We start from the raw sequence: 18,450 nt of genomic DNA, 5'->3' as shown, positions 1-18,450 counted from the left end.
ATTTCCTACTTTCCTGATGTCGATCGCGGTTCGCGATCAGGATCCGCTGCGGATGCCGCGGAAGAAGTCGCCCAGTCGGGTAGAAGTGTCAGAAGTCGATCGACCACACCCTCCGCCGACAGCGACTGAGGGTCGTCGGCGAGCCAGGCAGCGAGTGCACCACAAATGCCGGCGGCCGTGAATCGTGCCGTCATCTCTAAGACGACGGGCTGAGCGTCGACTGCGATCTCGGCGAACAGGTTTCGATACGTCGACGTGAGCAACTCCACGATGCTGGCATAAGCGACTCCGCCGCTTCGAATGTCGAGCACGTGGCTGTACGTGGCTCGCTCCTTTTCTACGTGCGCCACGAACTCGCTCATGGATGCACGGACGGCCGCTGTGGCCGACAACTGCTCGCGGATGATGCGGTCGCGTTCCACCAGCTCAGCGAGGAACGAATCCAGCGAATAGAGAGCGAGCTCGTCGATGTTCGCGAAATGCGCATAGAAGGTCGGCCTGTTCACTTTCGCCCGCGCCGTGACGTCGCTCACACTCTTCGGAGCGGCACCGCCTGCGACGAGGTCGCGATAGGCCACCGTCAGCCTCTGCCGGGTTCGCACTGCCCGTGGATCGTCGTTCTCCACCATTGCTGCGCGTGCCGACATCTCCACCTCGCCTTCCTTCCGGTGAGATCCTACGCCGGAATCGCCCATTAACAAACACGTGTCTCTTAGGTGATTCGATTGCGTTCGGTAGCCGGATCATGCCGAGGGCCTCTCGGTCAGCCGGGTCGCCTTTCGGTCAGCCGGATCGCCTTTCGGCATCGCCGAGATGAACGCCCCGTATTACGACGGCGGAAATTACTGCGCCAGCGCCGATCATCGTGGCACGCCGAGACGTCGGCCGCAGAACGTCGCCCACGATGATCTGCCGTCGGGCGGCAACGAGCTACCGCCCGGTCCGTTCAGGCGGTGCCGAGCTTGCTCCAGGCGAGTTGGGCGAGAGCAGTGGCCGCGTCGGCGAGAACGGCGTCATCGAACATCACGCGGGGCGAGTGGTTGATCTCCGGTGACGCCTCCAGACCCGCCGGGCTCGCCAAGAGGAACACATAGCTCCCCGGCACCTCGTCGAGCACGTAGGCGAAGTCCTCCGACGACATAGCCGGAGTGGGAGCGACAATCACCCGCTGGTCACCGAACACCTCCCGCAGCACCTCGACGGTGCCGGCCGTCGTGGCCGGGTCGTTGACGGCAACCGGGTAGTGCACCTCGAACTCGACGGTCGCACTGCATCCGTGGGCCTCGGCGATGCCGCCGATCAGTCGCGGCAGCTCCGCCTGCATCACCTCGACCGAGGCCGCCGAGATGGTGCGGATGGTGGCCGCCAGCGTCGCGGTCTCGGGGATCACGTTGATCGCCTCCGATCCTGCGTTGAGCTGGGTGACCGTGATCACCACCGGATCGAAGGCGTTGAACCGTCGGGTCGCGAAGGTCTGCAGTGCGAGCACGATCTCGGCGGCAACCGGCACCGGGTCGAGAGCCGCTTGCGGCTGGGAACCGTGGCCGCCACGCCCCTGCACCGCCACCCTCAGCTCGCTGGAGCCAGCCATGAACGCCCCCGGCTTCGTGGCGAAGAGGCCGCGCGGACCGGGCCCGACGTGCAGGGCGTAGGCAGCGATCGGCTTCTGCCCGGCCGCGTCGAGCAGGCCCTCCTCGAGCATCACCTGGGCGCCGCCGGCACCCTCCTCTCCGGGCTGGAACATGAAGAGCACGTCTCCGGCGAGTTCCTCCCGCCGGTCGGCCAGGAGTCGTGCGGCGCCCACCAGCGCCGCAGTGTGCAGGTCGTGCCCGCACGCGTGCATGGCGCCATTGGTGGAGGCGAACTCGAGCCCTGTCTGCTCCACGACGGGGAGTGCATCCATGTCGCCGCGCAGGAGCACGACAGGGCCGGGGCGTCCGCCCCGCAGCACGGCGATCACCGAGGTCGTGCGGATGCCGGTGCTGATCTCGAGCCCGAGGCCGCCGAGAGCGTCGAGCACGCGCCGCTGGGTGCGCGGCAGATCGAGGCCGACCTCGGGATCGGCGTGGATGCTGCGTCGCAGGCGCACCAGGTCGGGCAGCAGCCTCTGGGCGTCGTCGAAGAACGAACCGGCGCGCAGTGCCGCCGAAGTCGGGGCTGTCGTCGCGGGAGTGGTCGGGGTGGGATCGGTCAGGGTCATCGGGTTTCTCTCAGTTCGATGTCGGATGTCGTCGGTTCGGTCGTTGTGGTTCGGATGGTCTCGGTCGGAGCGGGCGAAGACGTGAAGAGCCAGGCCACCACGACCAGGGCGAGCGTGGCGGCGGCACAGATGATCCACACCACGAGGTAGCCGGTGAAGGAGGTGACCGTGGTCTGGGCCTCGCCGGTGCCGATGGTCACCACGAAGCTCGCCATCACGAGGGCGAAGACCGCTCCCGCCACCGCTCCGGCCACCGTGCGGGAGGTGTTGTACATGGCCGAGGCGATGCCCACCGAATCGGCGGGCGCGCGGTTCACGATGAGGGTCGCCAGCACCGAGATCAGGAGCCCGTTGCCGAGGCCCGACACCACCAGAGACACCAGCACAGCGGGGAACGATGCCGCTGCGAAAATCAGCACCAGGAAGCCGAGCGTCGTGAGCGAGCCGCCCACGAGGAGGGTCGCACGGATGCCGATCCGCCGCACGATGCGATCCGACAAGACGGAGGCCACGAACATCGACAGGGCCGCCACCAAGGCGATCACGCCCACGGCTCCGGCGGGCACGCCCAGTCCGAATCCGGCCACGGCCGGGTCGGTGAGCAGGTAGAGCATCGACGCAGTCTGGCTGCCGAACAACTGGGCGCCGAGCAGCACGGCCATGACCAGGGGCAGGCCCACGCCGCCGTGCCGCAGGAATCCGATGTCGATCAGGGGCGCCTTCACGCGTCGTTCCACCTGCAGCCAGATGAACAGCAAGGCAATGCCGCCGAGGATCGCGGCCCAGGTGATGGGGTTGCCCCAGCCCCAGGTGGCCGCGTTCGAGATACCGACGAGGGCGATCAGCAGTCCGACTCCGAGCAGGCCCGCCCCCAGCCAGTCGATGCGGCCGTGCGCCCGGGATTTCGACTCGGGCACCAGGAAGGCGACGACCGGCACGCAGAGGGTGAGGAACACGGCGGGAACCCAGAGCACCGGCCGCAGCGAGCCGATGACGGAGTAGAGGATGCCGGCCGACAGCGACCCCACGGCGCCGCCGAAGGTGAGCGCGCCGATCAGCTTGCCGATCGAGCGGCCCGCCCTCTTCTCGTCGCGGTCGCGCACGATGGCGAATTCGAGCGGCAGAAAGGAAGCCAGGGCTCCTTGCAGGGCGCGGCCGACAAGGAGCCAGGTGAAGTCGGGGGCGAGCGCGACGATGATGCATCCGGCCGCCACGACGGAGGCCGCGATAGTGAGCATCCGCTTGTGGCCGTAACGGTCGCCGAGCTTGGCGACGATCGGCACGAACAGAACGGTGGTGAGCAGATAGATCACGTTCACCCAGTTGAGCTGGGCGGCGCTGACGCTGAATTCGGTGCCGATGCCGGTGAGCAGTACGGGGTACCAGCCCTGCAGCATCCCGCTGCCGAACTCCATCACCACCAGGAAGCCGACGACACCGCGTCGGGTGCTGCTTGCAGATGCGGCTGGTGCAGTCGATGCCATAAGGAGACGTCCCTGGGTCGAGGAGGAAAACGGAAGGTGTGCGGAAATGTGTTCTGATGTTATGGATTCCGCCGATTAGGATGTCCGACATGCAGCAAAGGGACACGAATGATCATGAACGTGCAGCATCCGGTGCTTGATCCGATCGATGAACGACTGGTGCACGCGGTCCAGATCAGCCCACGAGCCTCCTGGTCGGCGCTCGCGCCCATCGTCGGCGCCGATTCCGTCACGCTCGCCCGGAGATGGGACAGACTCCGGGCGGAAGGCTTGGTCTATGTCACCGGACACCGCGATTCCATCGTGGGCGCGACCCTGGCCTTCGTGGAGATCGAGTGCGCTCCCGGAGAGACGACAGCGCTCGCCGACGAGCTCGCGCTCGATCGCGAGGCGTTCACGATCGAGCTCACGGCCGGTGGGCGGGACATCGTGGTGACGCTGGGCGCAGCGGATCTGAAATCGCTGGCCGAGTGGACGTTCGAACGGGTGCAGCCTCTGCACCGCGTGCGTTCGATGCGAACCAATATCGTCTCCCAGGTGATCACGGATGCTCGGAACTGGCGGATGCGCTCCCTCACCGCCGGTGAGGTGGCGGCCGTTCAGGCGATCGACTCGCCCTCGACGGCACCGGCGCCGCGGCTGCTTCCCGAACAGATGTCGGCGTTCCTGGCGGCGCTCGGTGCCGACGGCCGCGTTTCTGCCGCCGCGATCGCCGCCGAGACGGGCATCCCGGTGCGGAAGGTGCGCGAGACGATCTCGGCGATGCGAGCGTCGGGAAACCTCGTCATCCGCGTGGATGTCGCCCGTTCCCGCACGGCGTGGCCCATCGCCGCCTGGTACTTCCTCCGGGTGCCGGGGAGCGCTGTGGGGCGGGTGGCGGCCCAACTGGGCCGAATGGAGGAGGTGCGGTTTCTCGCGAACACGATCGGCGCGAGCAACATGATGATGTCCGTCTGGCTCCGCACTCTGGGCGACGTGCAGAAGCTCGAGGCCACGATCGAGGAGCGCATGCCCGGTGTGGTGATCGTCGACCGTTCGGTGGTGCTCCGCACGGTCAAGCACATGGGGCATCTGCTCGACGTCGACGGCTACGCCACGGGCGGGAACGTGCCTATCGGGGGTCGCGAGCACGGCTGATCTGCGCGGCGGGCGCGAGCCTGTCATCGAACGCGATCAGGGTGATTTATCGGGTGAACACGCTTTGGGTCGCGTCACTTTCTGACCGATCATCCGTCTCATTTATTAGTGACGCGACTCTTCAGACCTGACCCTCGCGCACGGATTCCGCCGCGGACGTGTCTGAACTCCACAACACCCGAAAACACGTCTCTACCCGAAATGGATACCAGCACATGAACGAAGAACTCTTGAAAAAAGGCATAGACCGTCGCACGATCGTGAAAGGCGCAGCCTGGTCAGCACCGATCGTCGCGATCGCCATCGCAGCACCTGCCGCGGCAGCTTCGACCACGCCACCAGCCGCCGCGTGGGATGCCTGGTTCTCCGACGTCACCTTCGTGACGCCCCCGGACACAACCCTCCCGCCGTCGAACGGGTACCCCTACAGCTCCCCGGCCTACTACCCCGGAACGACACTCACCGCGACATTCCAGCTCGGCAACCACGGACCAGACCCCATCCCCGCCGGCGCCCTCTTCGCCGTTCTGATCCAAGTGCTACCCGGCTACGGCAACACCACCGGCGCATGGTCAGAACCCTTCACCATCACCGGCCCAGCGGCATATCCCTTCACCTACGACGATTCCTACAGCTCGACGAGCAATCAGATTCACTCCGTCAACGCAATCACCTTCCCAGCCGAGATCCCCGCTGGAGTGACCATCGATCTGACTCTCAAGACAGGCCCGATCGGTCAGCCAGGCTACACCGGAACAACCATCCCAGGCGGCCGACCCAACGGGATACAGCTCATCACCTACGGCGCATACCAAACCGTCATGCTCGGCGACACAGACGGAACCAACAACGTCTCCCCAGGCGTCCTCCAAACAGGCGCCGACTCCACCGCAACGAGTTCCTTCATCTACGTCGCCTAACGCCCGCGGCCGAACGTCTCACTGTGGCGGAGGGAACAGAAGTGGGGCGCGCCGAGAGGATCGGGCGCCCCGGCGGGACTGCAGAGGCCATAGAGTGAGGCGAATGCTCTTTCTTCGTATTGCCTGACCGGCATCCTCTCTCGCAGTAGTAATTCGCTACACCGCCCCGGGATGGCGATTTTGTGTGCAATCGAACGGGAGCCCGGCTTCGGGTTCCCGTTCGATTCGACCCGCACAAAATCCCTCACCTGGAGTGTGTAATGACAACTTCCGTCGTCGCCGCCCTCACGGGAGTGCACCGTGCGATCTTCGTATCGAGCCCGGTTCTGGATCCTTCGGTGCGCACCGAGCAGCATCGCACCGTTGTCGAGTCGGCCGTCACCGCCGGGGTGCGTCACATGGTATACACGAGCGCAACAGGAGCGCGGCACGATCCGGGACATTCCGCCGCCGAAGACGCGCTCGCCGAAAGCGGTATCCGTCATGTAGTTCTGCGAAACGCGCTCTACACGGATGCTTTCGTCGACCGTGCAATCACCCAGGCCAGCGCAGGCGGAGCGATAACCGGACCCGTTCGCCACGCTCTTTCCGCTCATTCGGCGCGGCGTGTTCACGCTCGAGAGCCCTGATCTCGCCGAGCTCTTAGGCCGCGCGCCGGCAGACATCGGAGTCGTTGTGAACGAGCACTTAGGTCGGCTCAATCGGCACCAGTCCGGCGATGGAGGAGGCGCTCTGTAGCACTATCGTTGTGGGCAGGAAAAATCACTCCGAGAAGGGAAACCGGCGGTGAGCAGACCTCGCAAGGCCGCGGCGTTCGTGCTCGCTCTCTTGTCAATCGTGCTGTTGAGTGCATGCCAGGGAACGGTCAGCGATCCTCCGTTCAATTCGGTAGTCGCTCTCTCCACCTGCCCTACTGTCCCCTTCTCAACGGCACCATTGAAGGCGCCGTCAACCGAGAAACAGCTGGTACCGTTCGCTCCGACGAGTGCGCTGATCTGCAGATACGGCTCATTTCCAGATCGAAGCCTTGTTTCGTTCGCGCGCGTGGGAAGTTCTCAAGTGGAGGAATTTGCGACGAGCCTCAATCTCTCGATAGAACTCATACCGTACGGCCAGAATTACTTCTGCCCACGCGATCAAGGGGCGGTTGTGGATGTGTACTTGAGCAATGCGAGCGAGAAAGTTCAGGTTTCGCGTGCGCTGCAGGGCTGCCCCTTCGTCGACAACGGAATCGTCCACGGTTTCTTCGTTGGCCCGGACGATCCCCACGCATTTCTGGGAATCGACGTGAGTGCGCCCGAATAAACGGCGGCTGCGTCTTTGTGAGTGGGCCCTACCGGGATCGAACCGATGACATCCACGGTGTAAACGTGGCGCTCTACCAGCTGAGCTAAAGGCCCCTCACGCCCAACGGCGCGTCACAACAGTACCAGAACGGATGCCCGGGCCAGACAGCCCCGCCGGGCATCCTTCAGCCCTACGCCGGCCCCGACGCCGCCGCTGACCCCGGCCCCGCCGGCCCCGACGCTTGCCCCGCGGACTCCGGTTGCCCCGTCGACCCCGCCGACCCGGAGTCAGCATCTGGCGCACGGGTGCGGCGACCGATCATCTGCGGGTCGTCGGGCCGAACACCCGAAGCAGTGCGGTTCTGAGGACGGAACGGCACGATCGGTTCTGCAGCGAACCGGCGGGATCCGCTCCACTTCGCCGGCGGCGCGTCAATGGCGTAGGCGAGCTGGTAGGCGACCCGTTCATAGTTGACACGCCAGCCGCGGAAGTGCGGCCACGCCTGCTCGGCGGTCACCTCGACCGGAAAGTCGACGGACTCGAGTAACACCACGGCAGCCGCGAATTCGTCGAAGGTGATGTCGAGGGGCGCATCGGGATCCGCGTCTTCGTCGACGGCGATTCCCACGGCCCGGGCTACCTGGTTGAGGCAGGTGAAGCCCATGCGCAGCACGAGCCGGGCCCGAGTGTTCGGCACCGTGCTCGGGCTGAGGGAGAGTTGCAGCGCGGCAGCATCCATCACACTGATCAGCGAGATGAGCCAGTTCGAATACGGTGCCGGTGAACGAAACCACACGAGCGTGAGGTACGCGCTGTGCGATTCGGCCACCGCGGCGGCCCAGCGCTCCCAGTGCTGGTAGAGCTCGGCGAGTTCGTTGGAGCTGTCTTGAGTGGCCATGCCGAAGCGGGTGCGAACAAGCAGCTCCGGCCCCCACGACGGTGACCCGGCGCGCGACACCAGCAGCGTCACTTCTTCTTCGCGCTTGTTGAACGCAGCATAGAGCGTGGGCAGGTATCCGATCTGCAGCGCGACCACGACGAGACCGGTGTAGGCGGCGGCGTACACGAGGATGGTGTTGCCGAGGTTGGTCGGGGCCGCGTAGCCGAGCGTGAACATCGCCGACCCCGCCTCGCTGCCGGCGCGCCAGAGATCGCCGTCGACGAACGGCAGCAGCATGAGCGTAAACGAAAAGTCGAAGAGCGCGACCCACACGACGAGCCGAACCAAGAGCGACATCGGCGATTGCCACGCGAGAATACGGTCGCGCGCCACATACGACAGCTTCGGTTTCGTCAGCAGCCCGAACACGACAGAGGTGGCGCCGGCCGTGAGCCGCGAAAGGTTGCTGTGTAGCGCGCGGGGCACGATCAGCGATCCGATGACACTCGCCCACGTGGCGAGCAGGCAGACCGCGCCGACACCGAAGCACACCCACACCAGCACGCTCATGCTGAAACCCCCTTCGGTGCTGTCGCACGCCGGATACCGTCGGCGTAGCCATCGAGCACACTGAGAATGCCTGGATGCTGCCACACGCGATTGCGCGCCTGCCCAGTGCGTTCGACCAGCACCCCGTGTTCGACAAGCGCGTCGATGGCGCGCAGAGCCGTCACGGTGCTCAGCCCAAGGGTCTTCTTGAGGTATTGGGCGTTCACAACGGGCTGGCCGACCAGCCTCGGCAGAACGAGCCATGCAGCTGACTGCGAGCGAACTCGCGTCATTTTGATGCGTGATCGCTCAAGCTCGACGTCGAGATCGTCGACAAGTTTCTTGCCTGTGACCGACGCGAATCGGGCCGCATCGGTGAATCGTCGTACGATCGGGCCCGCGTCTCCGGCACGGTATTCAGCCAAGGCCCCGAAGTATCCTTCGGTATCGACCAGTAGGCCCGCCGAGAGAGGAACCGTCGTGTGAGTCACCAATCCTTTGTTGCGTAACATCGCCTGTGCGAGCGCGCGACCGGTACGACCGTTGCCGTCGACGAATGGATGAATCGTCTCGAACTGAGCGTGGGCGACGGCAATCTGCACCAGTACAGGAATGTCGTCGCGTCGCGCGAATGTCAGAACGTCGGCAATCGCTCCGGGTACGAGACCGTGTTGCGGAGCAATGAAGGCTGCCCCGATCGGCCCAGCGGTGTCACGATTGCCGATCCACACCAATTCCTCGCGGAAACGCCCGGCTTCGTGTTCCCAGCCCGGTTGTCTCGACAGCAGCTGGCGATGCATTTCGAGGATGCTCTGCTCATCGATGTGATCTGACAACCGAATCGCTGCTTCCATTGCGCGAACGTTAGCCACAACAGTCGTCGCGTTCGCCTTGCCACCCTCGTCTAATTCGGCAAGCGCGAGTTGCTTCGCCGACGCGGTCAGCTGCTCGATCTGCGAACTCGACGCACTTTCGGTTCGTAGCAGAATGGCAGACATCGGGCCGAGTGCTGGGTTTTCGGCTCCGAGCCGAGCGAGGGCATATTCATCGAAGGCAGCGAGCACACTTGACGCCTCGATGACGTCGGCGATCACGGCATTGCCGAGCATAGGTACCCAGTCGGCGATTGTCGGTGTTGAGATCGATTCGTATGAACCGGTCTGCCGACGCACTTCGGCATTCGAGAACAGCCGCGGATCGTGCGTCCGCCAGGTATTCGGGACACCCGCGACAGGAGTGACGGCGATCCGATCCTCTCGATGTGTGACCACGCCTCTATCTTAGTAACACTTACTTCAGAAAGCGTTACTAAGCCTCGAGGCTAGTCACACTTTCGTCATAAGGCACTGATCGCGATCGCCGCGATCGCCCCGAGCTCAGACGGCCAGCGGGTCAGACGGCGAGCGGCTCGAGCTCTTCGAGAGCCGCGCGATACGCCTCGATCGAGCGAGGCTCGCCCGGTGCAGTGATGAACGAAGCGCGAATGATGCCCTTGGTGTCGATGACGAACGTCGCGCGGTTCGAGAAGCCCTTGCTCTCGAGAAAGACGCCGTAGTCTTTGGCGACGTCGCCGTGCGGCCAGAAGTCGGCGAGCAGGTTGAAGTCGAAGCCCTTCAGCTCGCTCCAGGCGCGCAGCGTGGACTTCGAGTCGACCGAGATGCCGATGAGCTCGACGCTCTTGTCGCGGAACATCGCGATGTTGTCTTCGAGCGTGCAGAGCTCGCCGGTGCAGACACCGGAGAAGGCGAGGGGGTAGAAGACGAGTACGACGGGCTTGACTCCGCGGAACTGGCTGAGGCGAATCTTCTCGCCGTACTGGTTCGACAGTTCGAAGTCGGGAGCCCAGGTGTCGTTTTCGAGTGCCATTGTGGCGGTTTCCTTTCGGTCTGCGAGTACCGTGCCCGTCAGACCCAAGTAGCTAGTGTATTCCTCCAACAGACCGTGACTTCCCCCCGCGGGCGATTGTGGCCAGTGGGATTCAGTAGGCTGGACGACGGTGTGGAATCCGTGAACCGGAGCCACTGAAGTTGAATGATCTCTACAACCCCAAAGAGAGAGGTTGACGTTGGCTGTCAACGACCAAGACCCGTATTCGGTCACGAACATCGATTCCGATCCAGATGAAACCGCCGAATGGTCAGAGTCTCTCGACGCACTGGTGGCCGAACGCGGCCACGGGCGCGCACGAGAGATCATGCTGAGCCTGCTGAAGCGCAGCAAAGAGTTGCACCTGGGTGTTCCGATGGTTCCGACCACCGACTACATCAACACCATCGCCCCCGAGAACGAGCCCGAGTTTCCCGGCAACGAAGACATCGAGCGCCGCTACCGCGCTTGGATCCGCTGGAATGCCGCGATGCTCGTGCACCGCGCCCAGCGCCCCGGAATCGCCGTCGGCGGCCACATCTCGACCTACGCGTCGAGCGCCAGCCTCTACGAAGTCGGCTTCAACCACTTCTTTCGCGGCCAAGACCACCCGGGCGGTGGCGACCAGATCTTCGTGCAGGGCCACGCCTCCCCCGGCACCTATGCCCGCGCCTTTCTCGAGGGCCGGCTGAGCGCCGACCAGCTCGACGGCTTTCGCCAAGAGAAGTCGCATCCCGGCGGCGGGCTGAGCTCGTACCCGCACCCGCGCCTCATGCCCGAGTTCTGGCAGTTCCCTACCGTGTCGATGGGCATCGGCCCGATCAACGCCATCTACCAGGCGCAGTCGAACAAGTACCTCACCAACCGCGGCATCAAAGACGCGAGCGACCAGCAGGTCTGGGCGTTTCTCGGCGACGGCGAGATGGATGAGGTCGAAAGCCGCGGTCAACTGCAGGTTGCCGCGAACGAAGGCCTCGACAACCTCAACTTCGTCATCAACTGCAACCTGCAGCGTCTCGACGGCCCCGTGCGCGGCAACGGCAAGATCATTCAGGAGCTCGAGAGCTTCTTCCGCGGAGCCGGCTGGAACGTCATCAAGGTCATCTGGGGCCGCGAATGGGATGAGCTGCTCGCCAACGACAAAGACGGCGCCCTGCTCAACCTCATGAACCAGACGCCCGACGGCGACTTTCAGACCTACAAGACCGAAGACGGCGCCTACGTTCGCGAGAACTTCTTCGGCCGCGACCCGCGGGCGCTGAAGCTCATCGAGAACTACACCGACGACCAGGTCTGGGGCCTGAAGCGCGGCGGCCACGACTACAACAAGGTGTATGCCGCGTTCAAAGCCGCCAGCGAGCACAAAGGCCAGCCCACGGTCATCCTGGCGCACACCATCAAGGGGTACGGCCTCGGCAAGTCGTTCGCCGGCCGAAACGCGACGCACCAGATGAAGAAGATGTCGCTGCCTGACCTCAAGGCGTTCCGCGACGAGATGCGCGTGCCGATCACCGACGCGCAGCTCGAGGCGAACGACCACTGGAGCCCGCCCTACTACCACCCGGGCGAGGGCGACGAGGCCATCGAGTACATGCACGAGCGCCGCCGCGCGCTCGGCGGCTACGTGCCAGAGCGCCGCACGAAGCACACGGCCATCACGCTGCCCGACGACTCGGCATACGCCATCATGAAGAAGGGCTCGGGCACGCAGCAGATCGCCAGCACCATGGCCTTCGTGCGTCTGCTCAAAGAGATGACGCGGTCGAAAGACTTCGGCAACCGCGTGGTTCCGGTCATCCCCGACGAGGCCCGCACCTTCGGTATGGATGCCTTCTTCCCGAGTGCGAAGATCTACAACCCGAACGGCCAGCACTACACCAGTGTCGACCGCGACCTGCTGCTGGCGTACAAAGAGAGCCCGCAGGGCCAGATCGTGCACGTCGGCATCAACGAGGCCGGAGCTGTTGCGGCCTTCACCGCCGCGGGCACCTCGTATTCGACGCAGGGCGAGCCGCTCATCCCGGTCTACGTCTTCTACTCGATGTTCGGTTTCCAGCGCACCGGCGACGCCCTCTGGGCCGCCGGCGACCAGATGACCCGCGGGTTCATCATGGGCGCCACCGCGGGTCGCACCACGCTCACGGGCGAGGGCTTGCAGCACGCGGATGGTCAGAGCCACCTGCTGGCGTCGACCAACCCGGCCGTAGTGTCGTACGACCCCGCGTACGGCTACGAGATCGGGCACATCGTGCGCTCGGGACTCGAGCGGATGTACGGCGGCACGCACACGGATCCCAACGTCATGTACTACATCACGCTCTACAACGAGCCCATGGTGATGCCGGCCGAGCCGGAGAACGTCGACGCTGAGGGCATCATCAAGGGCATCCACTACCTGAAGGCCGGCCAGGCCGAGGGGCCGAAGGCGAACATCCTCGCCTCGGGAGTGGGGGTGCCGTGGGCGCTCGAGGCGCAGGAACTGCTCGCCGCCGACTGGGGCGTCTCGGCCGATGTGTGGTCGGTGACCAGCTGGACCGAGTTGCGCCGCGACGGCCTGAAGGCCGAAGAGCACAACTTCTTGAAGCCCAACACCGAGAAGCGCGTGCCGTACCTCACCGACAAGCTGTCGGGGTCTTCTGGCCCGTTCATCGGCGTCAGCGACTACATGCACGCGATTCCCGATCAGATTCGCCAGTTCGTTCCGGGCGAGTATGCAACGCTGGGTGCCGACGACTTCGGCTTCAGCGACACGCGCCCCGCGGCTCGCCGCTTCTTCAAGATCGACGGGCCCTCCGTGGTCGTTCGTGTTCTTGAACAACTCGCGGCTCGCGGCGAGGTCGACGTGAATGCGCCGGCCTGGGCGATCGACAAGTACAGCCTGCACGATGTCGCTGCAGGTACATCGGGCTCGGCCGGCGGGGAGAGCTGACGCTCACGGCGCCCATGGCCAAAACGAAAGAACAAACCCTCGCATGGTTGCGAACGGTGTCGGGTGAACTCTCGACAGCGACGATCAAGCGACTCGACGAGACGCTTCCCTGGTATGGCGACATGCCGCCAGGGAGGCGCTCGGCCGTCGGCCTGGTAGCCCAGGCCGGCATCAAGAGCTTCATCAGCTGGTACGACGACCCCACCACGACGCCGTGGATCGCCGCCGACGTCTTCGGTTCGGCCCCTCGCGAGCTGCTGCGCTCGGTCAGCCTGCAGCAGACGCTGCAACTCATCCGCGTGGTGGTCGAGGTCGTCGAACAACGCATCGCGAACGGCGACCAAGACCTGCGCGAGGCCATTCTGCTCTACTCGCGCGAGATCGCCTTCGCTTCGGCCGACGTCTATGCCCGTGCCGCCGAAGCACGCGGGCTGTGGGATGCCCGGCTCGAGGCTCTCGTCGTGGACTCCATTCTCTCGGGCGAGTACGACGACGAGCTGCCGAGCCGCATCGCGGCGCTCGGCTGGCACGGTCACGGCGAAGTCAGTGTTCTCGTCGGAACCACTCCCCGCATGCTCGACGTCGACCAGCTTCGGCGAACGGCTCGGCACCTACAGGCCGACGTGCTCATCGGGGTACAGGGCGGCAGGCTGGTGCTGGTCATCGGCCGATCACAGCCGGCCGCAGGATCACCCGAAGACGAGGAGATCACCGCGGCCACGCCCGCGCCGCCTGCCCTCTCGTTCATGGAGATCGCAAAGGCGCTGGAGCCGGGCTTCGGCCCGGGCCACCTGGTGCTCGGGCACGAAGTGCCGAGCCTGGTCGATGCGTCACGAAGCGCCAAGGCGGCCCTCGCCGGTTTCGCCGTGGCCAAGTCGTGGCGCAACGCCCCGCGCCCGGTCTACGCCGACGATCTGCTGCCCGAGCGCGCTCTGGCAGGCGACCCGCTCGCCCGCTCGACTCTCGTCAACCGGGTCTACCGCCCGCTGCAAGACCAGAGCCCGGAACTGATGACCACGCTGTGGTGCTACCTCGACAACGGCCGCTCGCTCGAAGGCACCGCGCGCGAACTGTTCGTGCATCCGAATACCGTGCGCTACCGCCTCAAGCGGGTGTCGCAGGTCATCGGCTGGGATGCGACGGGGGCCCGTGAGGCACTCATTCTGCAGTCCGCGCTCATCTTGGGTTCGATGAACGAGCCCGATCCGGGTTCACGGCGCCGGTGAACGGGCCGGGTGTGTGTGCACGTGTGCGTGCGACACATACAACGATTCCGGCGAACGTTCGTCAGAAAACGACACCGATTTCTTCTCGACTCTTGAAAGACTGAACCAATGATCGTGATCGTCTGCCCAGGCCAGGGCTCTCAGACCCCCGGCTTTCTCGACCCTTGGGTCGCCGAACCGCGTTTTCGCGAGCACCTCGAGGCCATTTCAGACTGCGCGGGAATCGATCTGCTGAAGCACGGCACCACGAGTGACGCCGATACCATCCGCGATACGAAGATCGCCCAGCCGCTCATCGTCGCCGCCGGGTTGATCACGCTGCGCGCCCTGCTCGAAGACGGTCGCGAGAAGCGCGTGGGCGGTGTCGCGGGGCACTCGGTCGGCGAGATCACCGCTGCCGCGGCATCCGGAATTCTGACGGAAGTCGACGCGGTCACCTTCGTGACCGAACGCGGGGCCGCCATGGCAGCGGCGGCTGCACTGCAGCCGACCGGCATGAGTGCGGTCGTGGGCGGCGACGAAGCCGAACTGCTCGCCGTGCTCGACGATCTCGGGCTGTTCCCGGCCAACTTCAACGGCGGCGGCCAGATCGTGGTCGCCGGCGAGCTGACTGCTCTCGAAGCACTCAAAGAAGCTGCACCGCGCGGTGCCCGGGTGATTCCGCTGCAGGTGGCCGGCGCTTTTCACACGAAGTACATGCAACCGGCGGTCGAACGACTCACCGAAGTCGCCAAAGGGCTCACGCCGCATGACCCCACCCTCCCTATCTGGACCAATCGTGACGGCGGCGTCGTCGACTCCGGCGACAGCTTCGTCGATCTGCTCGTCGGCCAGGTCTCGTCTCCGGTGCGCTGGGACCGCTGCATGGAGGCGTTCACTGCCGCCGGGGTCACCGGTATCATCGAAGTCGCTCCTGCCGGTGCTCTGACCGGCCTCGCCAAGCGTGGGCTGAAGGGTGTGCCGGCGGTGGCCGTCAAGACTCCGGATGACCTGCAGAACGCCATCGAACTGCTCACCTCATGACGCTGGTCACGCACGCAGCAGGCCCTGCTCTCGCTCGCCCGCGCCGCTGACCCGCTCATCACGCCCGACCGCCCCGTTAGGAACCAGATGCCCCGCCCCGAACTGCAGCAATCGCACGGACCCGAATTCACCCGCATCTATGCGTTCGGTGCCGCGCGGGGCGACCTCGTGGTCGGCAACGACGAGCTGATCGAGGCCATCGACTCCTCCGACGAGTGGATTCGCAAGCGCACCGGCATCATCGAACGACGTCGTGCGTCGAAAGAGATCACGGCCGTCGACCTCGCCACCACGGCGGGGGCCGAAGCGATCGAGCGAGCGGGCATCCAGCCGTCTCAGATCGGCGCGGTCATTGTCGCGACCATCAGCAACCCCGTCGTCACTCCCTCGATCTCCACTCTTGTCGCCGAGAACCTCGGGGCCGGTACGGCAGCGGCGTACGACATCGAGGCGGCGTGCGCCGGCTACGCGTACGGCATCGCGCAGGCCGACTCGCTCATCCGCGCCGGAGTCGCCGAGTACGTGCTCGTGATCGGCGCCGAGAAGCTCTCAGACTTCGTCGACCCGACAGAACGCTCCATTTCGTTTCTGCTCGGCGACGGTGCCGGCGCGGCGGTCGTGGGGCCGAGCGATTTCGCCGGCATCTCGCAGTCGATCCTCGGATCGGACGGGTCGAAGTGGGGCACCATCAAGATGAGCGGCACCTACGTGGGCTACCGCAACGGCGAGAACGAATGGCCGACGCTGTCGCAAGAGGGCCAGACCGTGTATCGCTGGGCCGTCTGGGAGATGGCGAAGGTCGCTCAGCAGGCTCTCGACGCTGCGGGCATCACCGCCGCCGATCTCACTGCCTTCGTTCCTCATCAGGCCAATATGCGCATCGTCGACGAGTTCGCGAAGGTACTGAAACTGCCCGAGAACGTGCTCATCGGCCGGGACATCGCCACGACCGGCAACACCTCGGCCGCCTCGATTCCGCTCGCTACGCACCGGCTGCTCGAAGAACACCCCGAGGCATCCGGTGGCCTGTCGCTGCAGATCGGCTTCGGCGCCGGCCTGGTGTTCGGCGCGCAGGTCGTCGTTCTGCCGTAACGGCCCGCCGTGTCGCGCCGTGCACAACGGCGTCGCCGCCCCTGACCTAAGCTTAGTGTCGCCTCAAAAACCCAAGGAGAAAACAAAAATGGCATTGTCCACCGAAGAAGTTCTTGCCGGCCTCGCCGAGCTCATCAATGACGAGACCGGTATCGCTGCCGATACGGTCGAGGCCGACAAGTCGTTCACCGATGACCTCGACATCGACTCCATCTCGATGATGACCATCGTGGTCAACGCCGAAGAGAAGTTCGACGTCAAGATTCCCGACGAAGAGGTCAAGAACCTCAAGACGGTCGGCGACGCGGTGACCTTCATCACCAACGCGCAGGCCTGACCTCCTCTTCAGGGCTGACCACCACTTCAGGGCCGACCGACTTCAGGTCGGCCTGCAGTAATGCGGATGACCGGGGCTTCGTCTTTTCGACAGCTCCGGTCTTTTCGTGATGCGCTCGCACCACTCGGCGCAGTTCATTTGATCCACAGAAAGCTCTTCTCATGACCAAACGAATCGTTGTCACCGGCATCGGCGTAACCTCCCCCCTCGGCGGAAACGCCGAAGACAGCTGGCAGGCTCTGCTCGCCGGAAAGTCGGGGGCGAGCACGATCGAGGCGGAATGGGTCGAGAAGTGGCAGATCCCCATCACTTTCGCCGGTCAAGCCCTCGTGCCGTCAGCCGAGGTGCTCACTCGGCAGGAGACGAAGCGGCTCGACCCGAACAGCCAGTTCGCTCTTACCGCCGCGCGCGAAGCCTGGGCCGACGCGGGCGCACCGGAGGTCGAGCCCGAGCGCCTCGGCGTCGACTGGGCCACCGGAATCGGCGGTCTATGGACGCTTCTCGACGCCTGGGACACCCTGCGCGAACGCGGGCCACGCCGTGTGCTGCCGATGACCGTTCCCATGCTCATGCCCAACGGCGGCGCGGCCGCCATCAGCATGGATCTCGGTGCCCGGGCCTTCAGCCGCACCGACGTGTCGGCCTGCGCGTCGAGCACCGAGTCGATCGCCAATGCGTTCGACCACCTGCAGGCGGGCCTCGCCGATGTGATCGTGGCGGGCGGCTCTGAGGCGTGCATCCACCCCCTGCCGATCGCGTCGTTTGCGGCCATGCAGGCTCTCTCGAAGCGCAATGACGAGCCGGCGACCGCGTCGCGCCCGTACGACGTTTCCCGGGACGGGTTCGTGCTCAGCGAAGGCGGTGCGGCAGTCGTGCTCGAGACCTACGAACACGCCATCGCTCGCGGCGCGCGTATCTACGCCGAATTGCTCGGCGGGGCGGTCACGAGCGACGCCTATCACATCACCGCACCCGACCCCGAGGGTTCCGGCGCCGCCCGGGCCATGCTCACGACCATCACCAACGCCGGCTACTCGGTGGCCGACGTCGCTCACATCAACGCGCACGCCACCTCCACCCCCGTGGGTGACATCGCGGAATACAACGCTCTGCGCCGCGTCTTCGGCGACGCCGTCGAGGGCATCCCCGTGTCGGCCACGAAGGCGTCGACCGGCCACCTGCTCGGCGGTGCGGGCGCCATCGAAGCGGTGTTCGTCATCAAGAGCCTGTTCGAGCGCGTCGCTCCCCCGACTATCAACCTCACCGAACAAGACCCCGAGATTCACCTCGACGTCGTGACGCAACCGCGGGCGCTGCCCGACGGCGACTTGCTCGCCATCAGCAACTCGTTCGGCTTCGGTGGTCACAACGCCGTCGCGGCCTTCAAGACCCTGTAGGGTGCGGCGCCGCCGCGCCCTCGCGGCGAAACTCTGAAGTCACGTGAGGGCGCGGCGGCGAAGTTGAGGCCGTTGCGACGGAGTTGAGGCGGTTGTAACGACCTCAGAACGACGCTAACCGCC

General features: G+C 65.1%; 16 protein-coding genes and 1 tRNA gene. 10 read left to right on the top strand and 7 right to left on the bottom strand.

All coding sequences use genetic code 11. From position 1 onward, the window contains the following. Window positions 1–5 precede the first annotated feature (5 nt). From LQ955_RS05300 to LQ955_RS05290, 3 genes are all read right to left on the bottom strand, one after another. Entirely contained in the window at window positions 6–647 is a 642-nt protein-coding gene (locus tag LQ955_RS05300; protein WP_231027150.1) for a TetR/AcrR family transcriptional regulator, read from the bottom strand. A gap of 299 nt (window positions 648–946) precedes the next feature. Continuing rightward, window positions 947–2,200: a M20 metallopeptidase family protein gene (locus LQ955_RS05295; RefSeq protein ID WP_231027149.1), complete on the bottom strand. Its 1,254-nt coding sequence runs from the start codon at window positions 2,198–2,200 to the stop codon at window positions 947–949. Next, entirely contained in the window at window positions 2,197–3,684 is a 1,488-nt protein-coding gene (locus tag LQ955_RS05290) for an MFS transporter (protein ID WP_231027148.1), read from the bottom strand. The genes LQ955_RS05295 and LQ955_RS05290 overlap by 4 nt, the downstream gene beginning before the upstream one ends. A gap of 108 nt (window positions 3,685–3,792) precedes the next feature. Here LQ955_RS05290 and LQ955_RS05285 point away from each other — a divergent pair, with 108 nt between their 5' ends. The 4 genes from LQ955_RS05285 to LQ955_RS05270 all read left to right on the top strand — a co-directional run bounded on the left by LQ955_RS05285 (window position 3,793) and on the right by LQ955_RS05270 (window position 7,046). After that, on the top strand, window positions 3,793–4,821 hold the full coding sequence (locus LQ955_RS05285) for an Lrp/AsnC family transcriptional regulator (protein WP_231027147.1): 1,029 nt from the start codon (window positions 3,793–3,795) through the stop codon (window positions 4,819–4,821). A 215-nt stretch (window positions 4,822–5,036) separates the two neighbouring features. Further along, window positions 5,037–5,741, top strand: coding sequence for a hypothetical protein (locus tag LQ955_RS05280; protein WP_231027146.1), 705 nt, complete (start codon window positions 5,037–5,039; stop codon window positions 5,739–5,741). Window positions 5,742–6,001: 260 nt separating this feature from the next. After that, the gene (locus LQ955_RS05275; RefSeq protein ID WP_231027145.1) at window positions 6,002–6,370 is read left to right on the top strand and encodes a Rossmann-fold NAD(P)-binding domain-containing protein; all 369 of its coding nucleotides are present in this window, start codon (window positions 6,002–6,004) and stop codon (window positions 6,368–6,370) included. 157 nt (window positions 6,371–6,527) lie between these two features. Further along, entirely contained in the window at window positions 6,528–7,046 is a 519-nt protein-coding gene (locus LQ955_RS05270) for a hypothetical protein (RefSeq protein ID WP_231027144.1), read from the top strand. A gap of 22 nt (window positions 7,047–7,068) precedes the next feature. On the opposite strand, the gene LQ955_RS05265 is transcribed toward LQ955_RS05270, so the two are convergent. From LQ955_RS05265 to LQ955_RS05250, 4 genes are all read right to left on the bottom strand, one after another. Further along, window positions 7,069–7,141 (bottom strand) — tRNA-Val (locus LQ955_RS05265). A gap of 77 nt (window positions 7,142–7,218) precedes the next feature. Next, window positions 7,219–8,478, bottom strand: a complete 1,260-nt coding sequence (locus LQ955_RS05260; RefSeq protein WP_231027143.1) for a hypothetical protein — start codon at window positions 8,476–8,478, stop codon at window positions 7,219–7,221. Continuing rightward, the gene (locus LQ955_RS05255) at window positions 8,475–9,629 is read right to left on the bottom strand and encodes a Fic family protein (RefSeq protein WP_231027142.1); all 1,155 of its coding nucleotides are present in this window, start codon (window positions 9,627–9,629) and stop codon (window positions 8,475–8,477) included. Before LQ955_RS05255 ends, LQ955_RS05260 begins: the two co-directional genes overlap by 4 nt. Window positions 9,630–9,849: 220 nt before the next feature. After that, a complete protein-coding gene (locus LQ955_RS05250) occupies window positions 9,850–10,323 on the bottom strand; it encodes a peroxiredoxin (protein ID WP_231027141.1) in 474 nt (157 codons plus the stop codon). Window positions 10,324–10,522: 199 nt separating this feature from the next. On the opposite strand from LQ955_RS05250, the gene aceE reads away from it, so the two are divergent. The 6 genes from aceE (at window position 10,523) to LQ955_RS05220 (ending at window position 18,327) form a co-directional block, all read left to right on the top strand. Then, complete coding sequence (gene aceE / locus LQ955_RS05245; RefSeq protein ID WP_231028054.1) at window positions 10,523–13,252, top strand: pyruvate dehydrogenase (acetyl-transferring), homodimeric type; 2,730 nt, start codon at window positions 10,523–10,525, stop codon at window positions 13,250–13,252. Window positions 13,253–13,266: 14 nt separating this feature from the next. Beyond that, the gene (locus LQ955_RS05240; protein ID WP_231027140.1) at window positions 13,267–14,478 is read left to right on the top strand and encodes a PucR family transcriptional regulator; all 1,212 of its coding nucleotides are present in this window, start codon (window positions 13,267–13,269) and stop codon (window positions 14,476–14,478) included. Window positions 14,479–14,586: 108 nt separating this feature from the next. Beyond that, window positions 14,587–15,501 (top strand): ACP S-malonyltransferase, encoded by a 915-nt coding sequence (locus LQ955_RS05235; RefSeq protein ID WP_231027139.1) that lies wholly within the window; start codon window positions 14,587–14,589, stop codon window positions 15,499–15,501. A gap of 87 nt (window positions 15,502–15,588) precedes the next feature. After that, on the top strand, window positions 15,589–16,593 hold the full coding sequence (locus LQ955_RS05230; RefSeq protein ID WP_231027138.1) for a beta-ketoacyl-ACP synthase III: 1,005 nt from the start codon (window positions 15,589–15,591) through the stop codon (window positions 16,591–16,593). An 88-nt stretch (window positions 16,594–16,681) separates the two neighbouring features. Further along, the gene (locus tag LQ955_RS05225; RefSeq protein WP_231027137.1) at window positions 16,682–16,930 is read left to right on the top strand and encodes an acyl carrier protein; all 249 of its coding nucleotides are present in this window, start codon (window positions 16,682–16,684) and stop codon (window positions 16,928–16,930) included. Window positions 16,931–17,091: 161 nt separating this feature from the next. Then, window positions 17,092–18,327, top strand: a complete 1,236-nt coding sequence (locus LQ955_RS05220) for a beta-ketoacyl-[acyl-carrier-protein] synthase family protein (protein ID WP_231027136.1) — start codon at window positions 17,092–17,094, stop codon at window positions 18,325–18,327. Window positions 18,328–18,450: the final 123 nt, after the last annotated feature.

Origin of the sequence: Subtercola endophyticus, from assembly GCF_021044565.1 — a bacterium.
In the GTDB taxonomy this organism is placed as follows: Bacteria; Actinomycetota; Actinomycetes; order Actinomycetales; family Microbacteriaceae; genus Subtercola; species Subtercola endophyticus.
The sequence above is the reverse complement of the archived record's forward strand: the minus strand, read 5'-3'. Positions and strand labels throughout refer to the sequence as shown.

Bases quoted from the DNA above. Each gene is read 5' to 3' on its own strand.
- LQ955_RS05235 (WP_231027139.1), top strand. From the start codon at position 14,587: ATGATCGTGATCGTCTGCCCAGGCCAGGGCTCTCAGACCCCCGGCTTT.
- LQ955_RS05275 (WP_231027145.1), top strand. From the start codon at position 6,002: ATGACAACTTCCGTCGTCGCCGCCCTCACGGGAGTGCACCGTGCGATC.
- LQ955_RS05250 (WP_231027141.1), bottom strand. From the start codon at position 10,323: ATGGCACTCGAAAACGACACCTGGGCTCCCGACTTCGAACTGTCGAAC.
- LQ955_RS05220 (WP_231027136.1), top strand. From the start codon at position 17,092: ATGACCAAACGAATCGTTGTCACCGGCATCGGCGTAACCTCCCCCCTC.
- LQ955_RS05300 (WP_231027150.1), bottom strand. From the start codon at position 647: ATGTCGGCACGCGCAGCAATGGTGGAGAACGACGATCCACGGGCAGTG.
- LQ955_RS05285 (WP_231027147.1), top strand. From the start codon at position 3,793: ATGATCATGAACGTGCAGCATCCGGTGCTTGATCCGATCGATGAACGA.
- LQ955_RS05295 (WP_231027149.1), bottom strand. From the start codon at position 2,200: ATGACCCTGACCGATCCCACCCCGACCACTCCCGCGACGACAGCCCCG.
- LQ955_RS05260 (WP_231027143.1), bottom strand. From the start codon at position 8,478: ATGAGCGTGCTGGTGTGGGTGTGCTTCGGTGTCGGCGCGGTCTGCCTG.
- LQ955_RS05225 (WP_231027137.1), top strand. From the start codon at position 16,682: ATGGCATTGTCCACCGAAGAAGTTCTTGCCGGCCTCGCCGAGCTCATC.
- LQ955_RS05230 (WP_231027138.1), top strand. From the start codon at position 15,589: ATGCCCCGCCCCGAACTGCAGCAATCGCACGGACCCGAATTCACCCGC.
- LQ955_RS05280 (WP_231027146.1), top strand. From the start codon at position 5,037: ATGAACGAAGAACTCTTGAAAAAAGGCATAGACCGTCGCACGATCGTG.
- LQ955_RS05240 (WP_231027140.1), top strand. From the start codon at position 13,267: ATGGCCAAAACGAAAGAACAAACCCTCGCATGGTTGCGAACGGTGTCG.
- LQ955_RS05290 (WP_231027148.1), bottom strand. From the start codon at position 3,684: ATGGCATCGACTGCACCAGCCGCATCTGCAAGCAGCACCCGACGCGGT.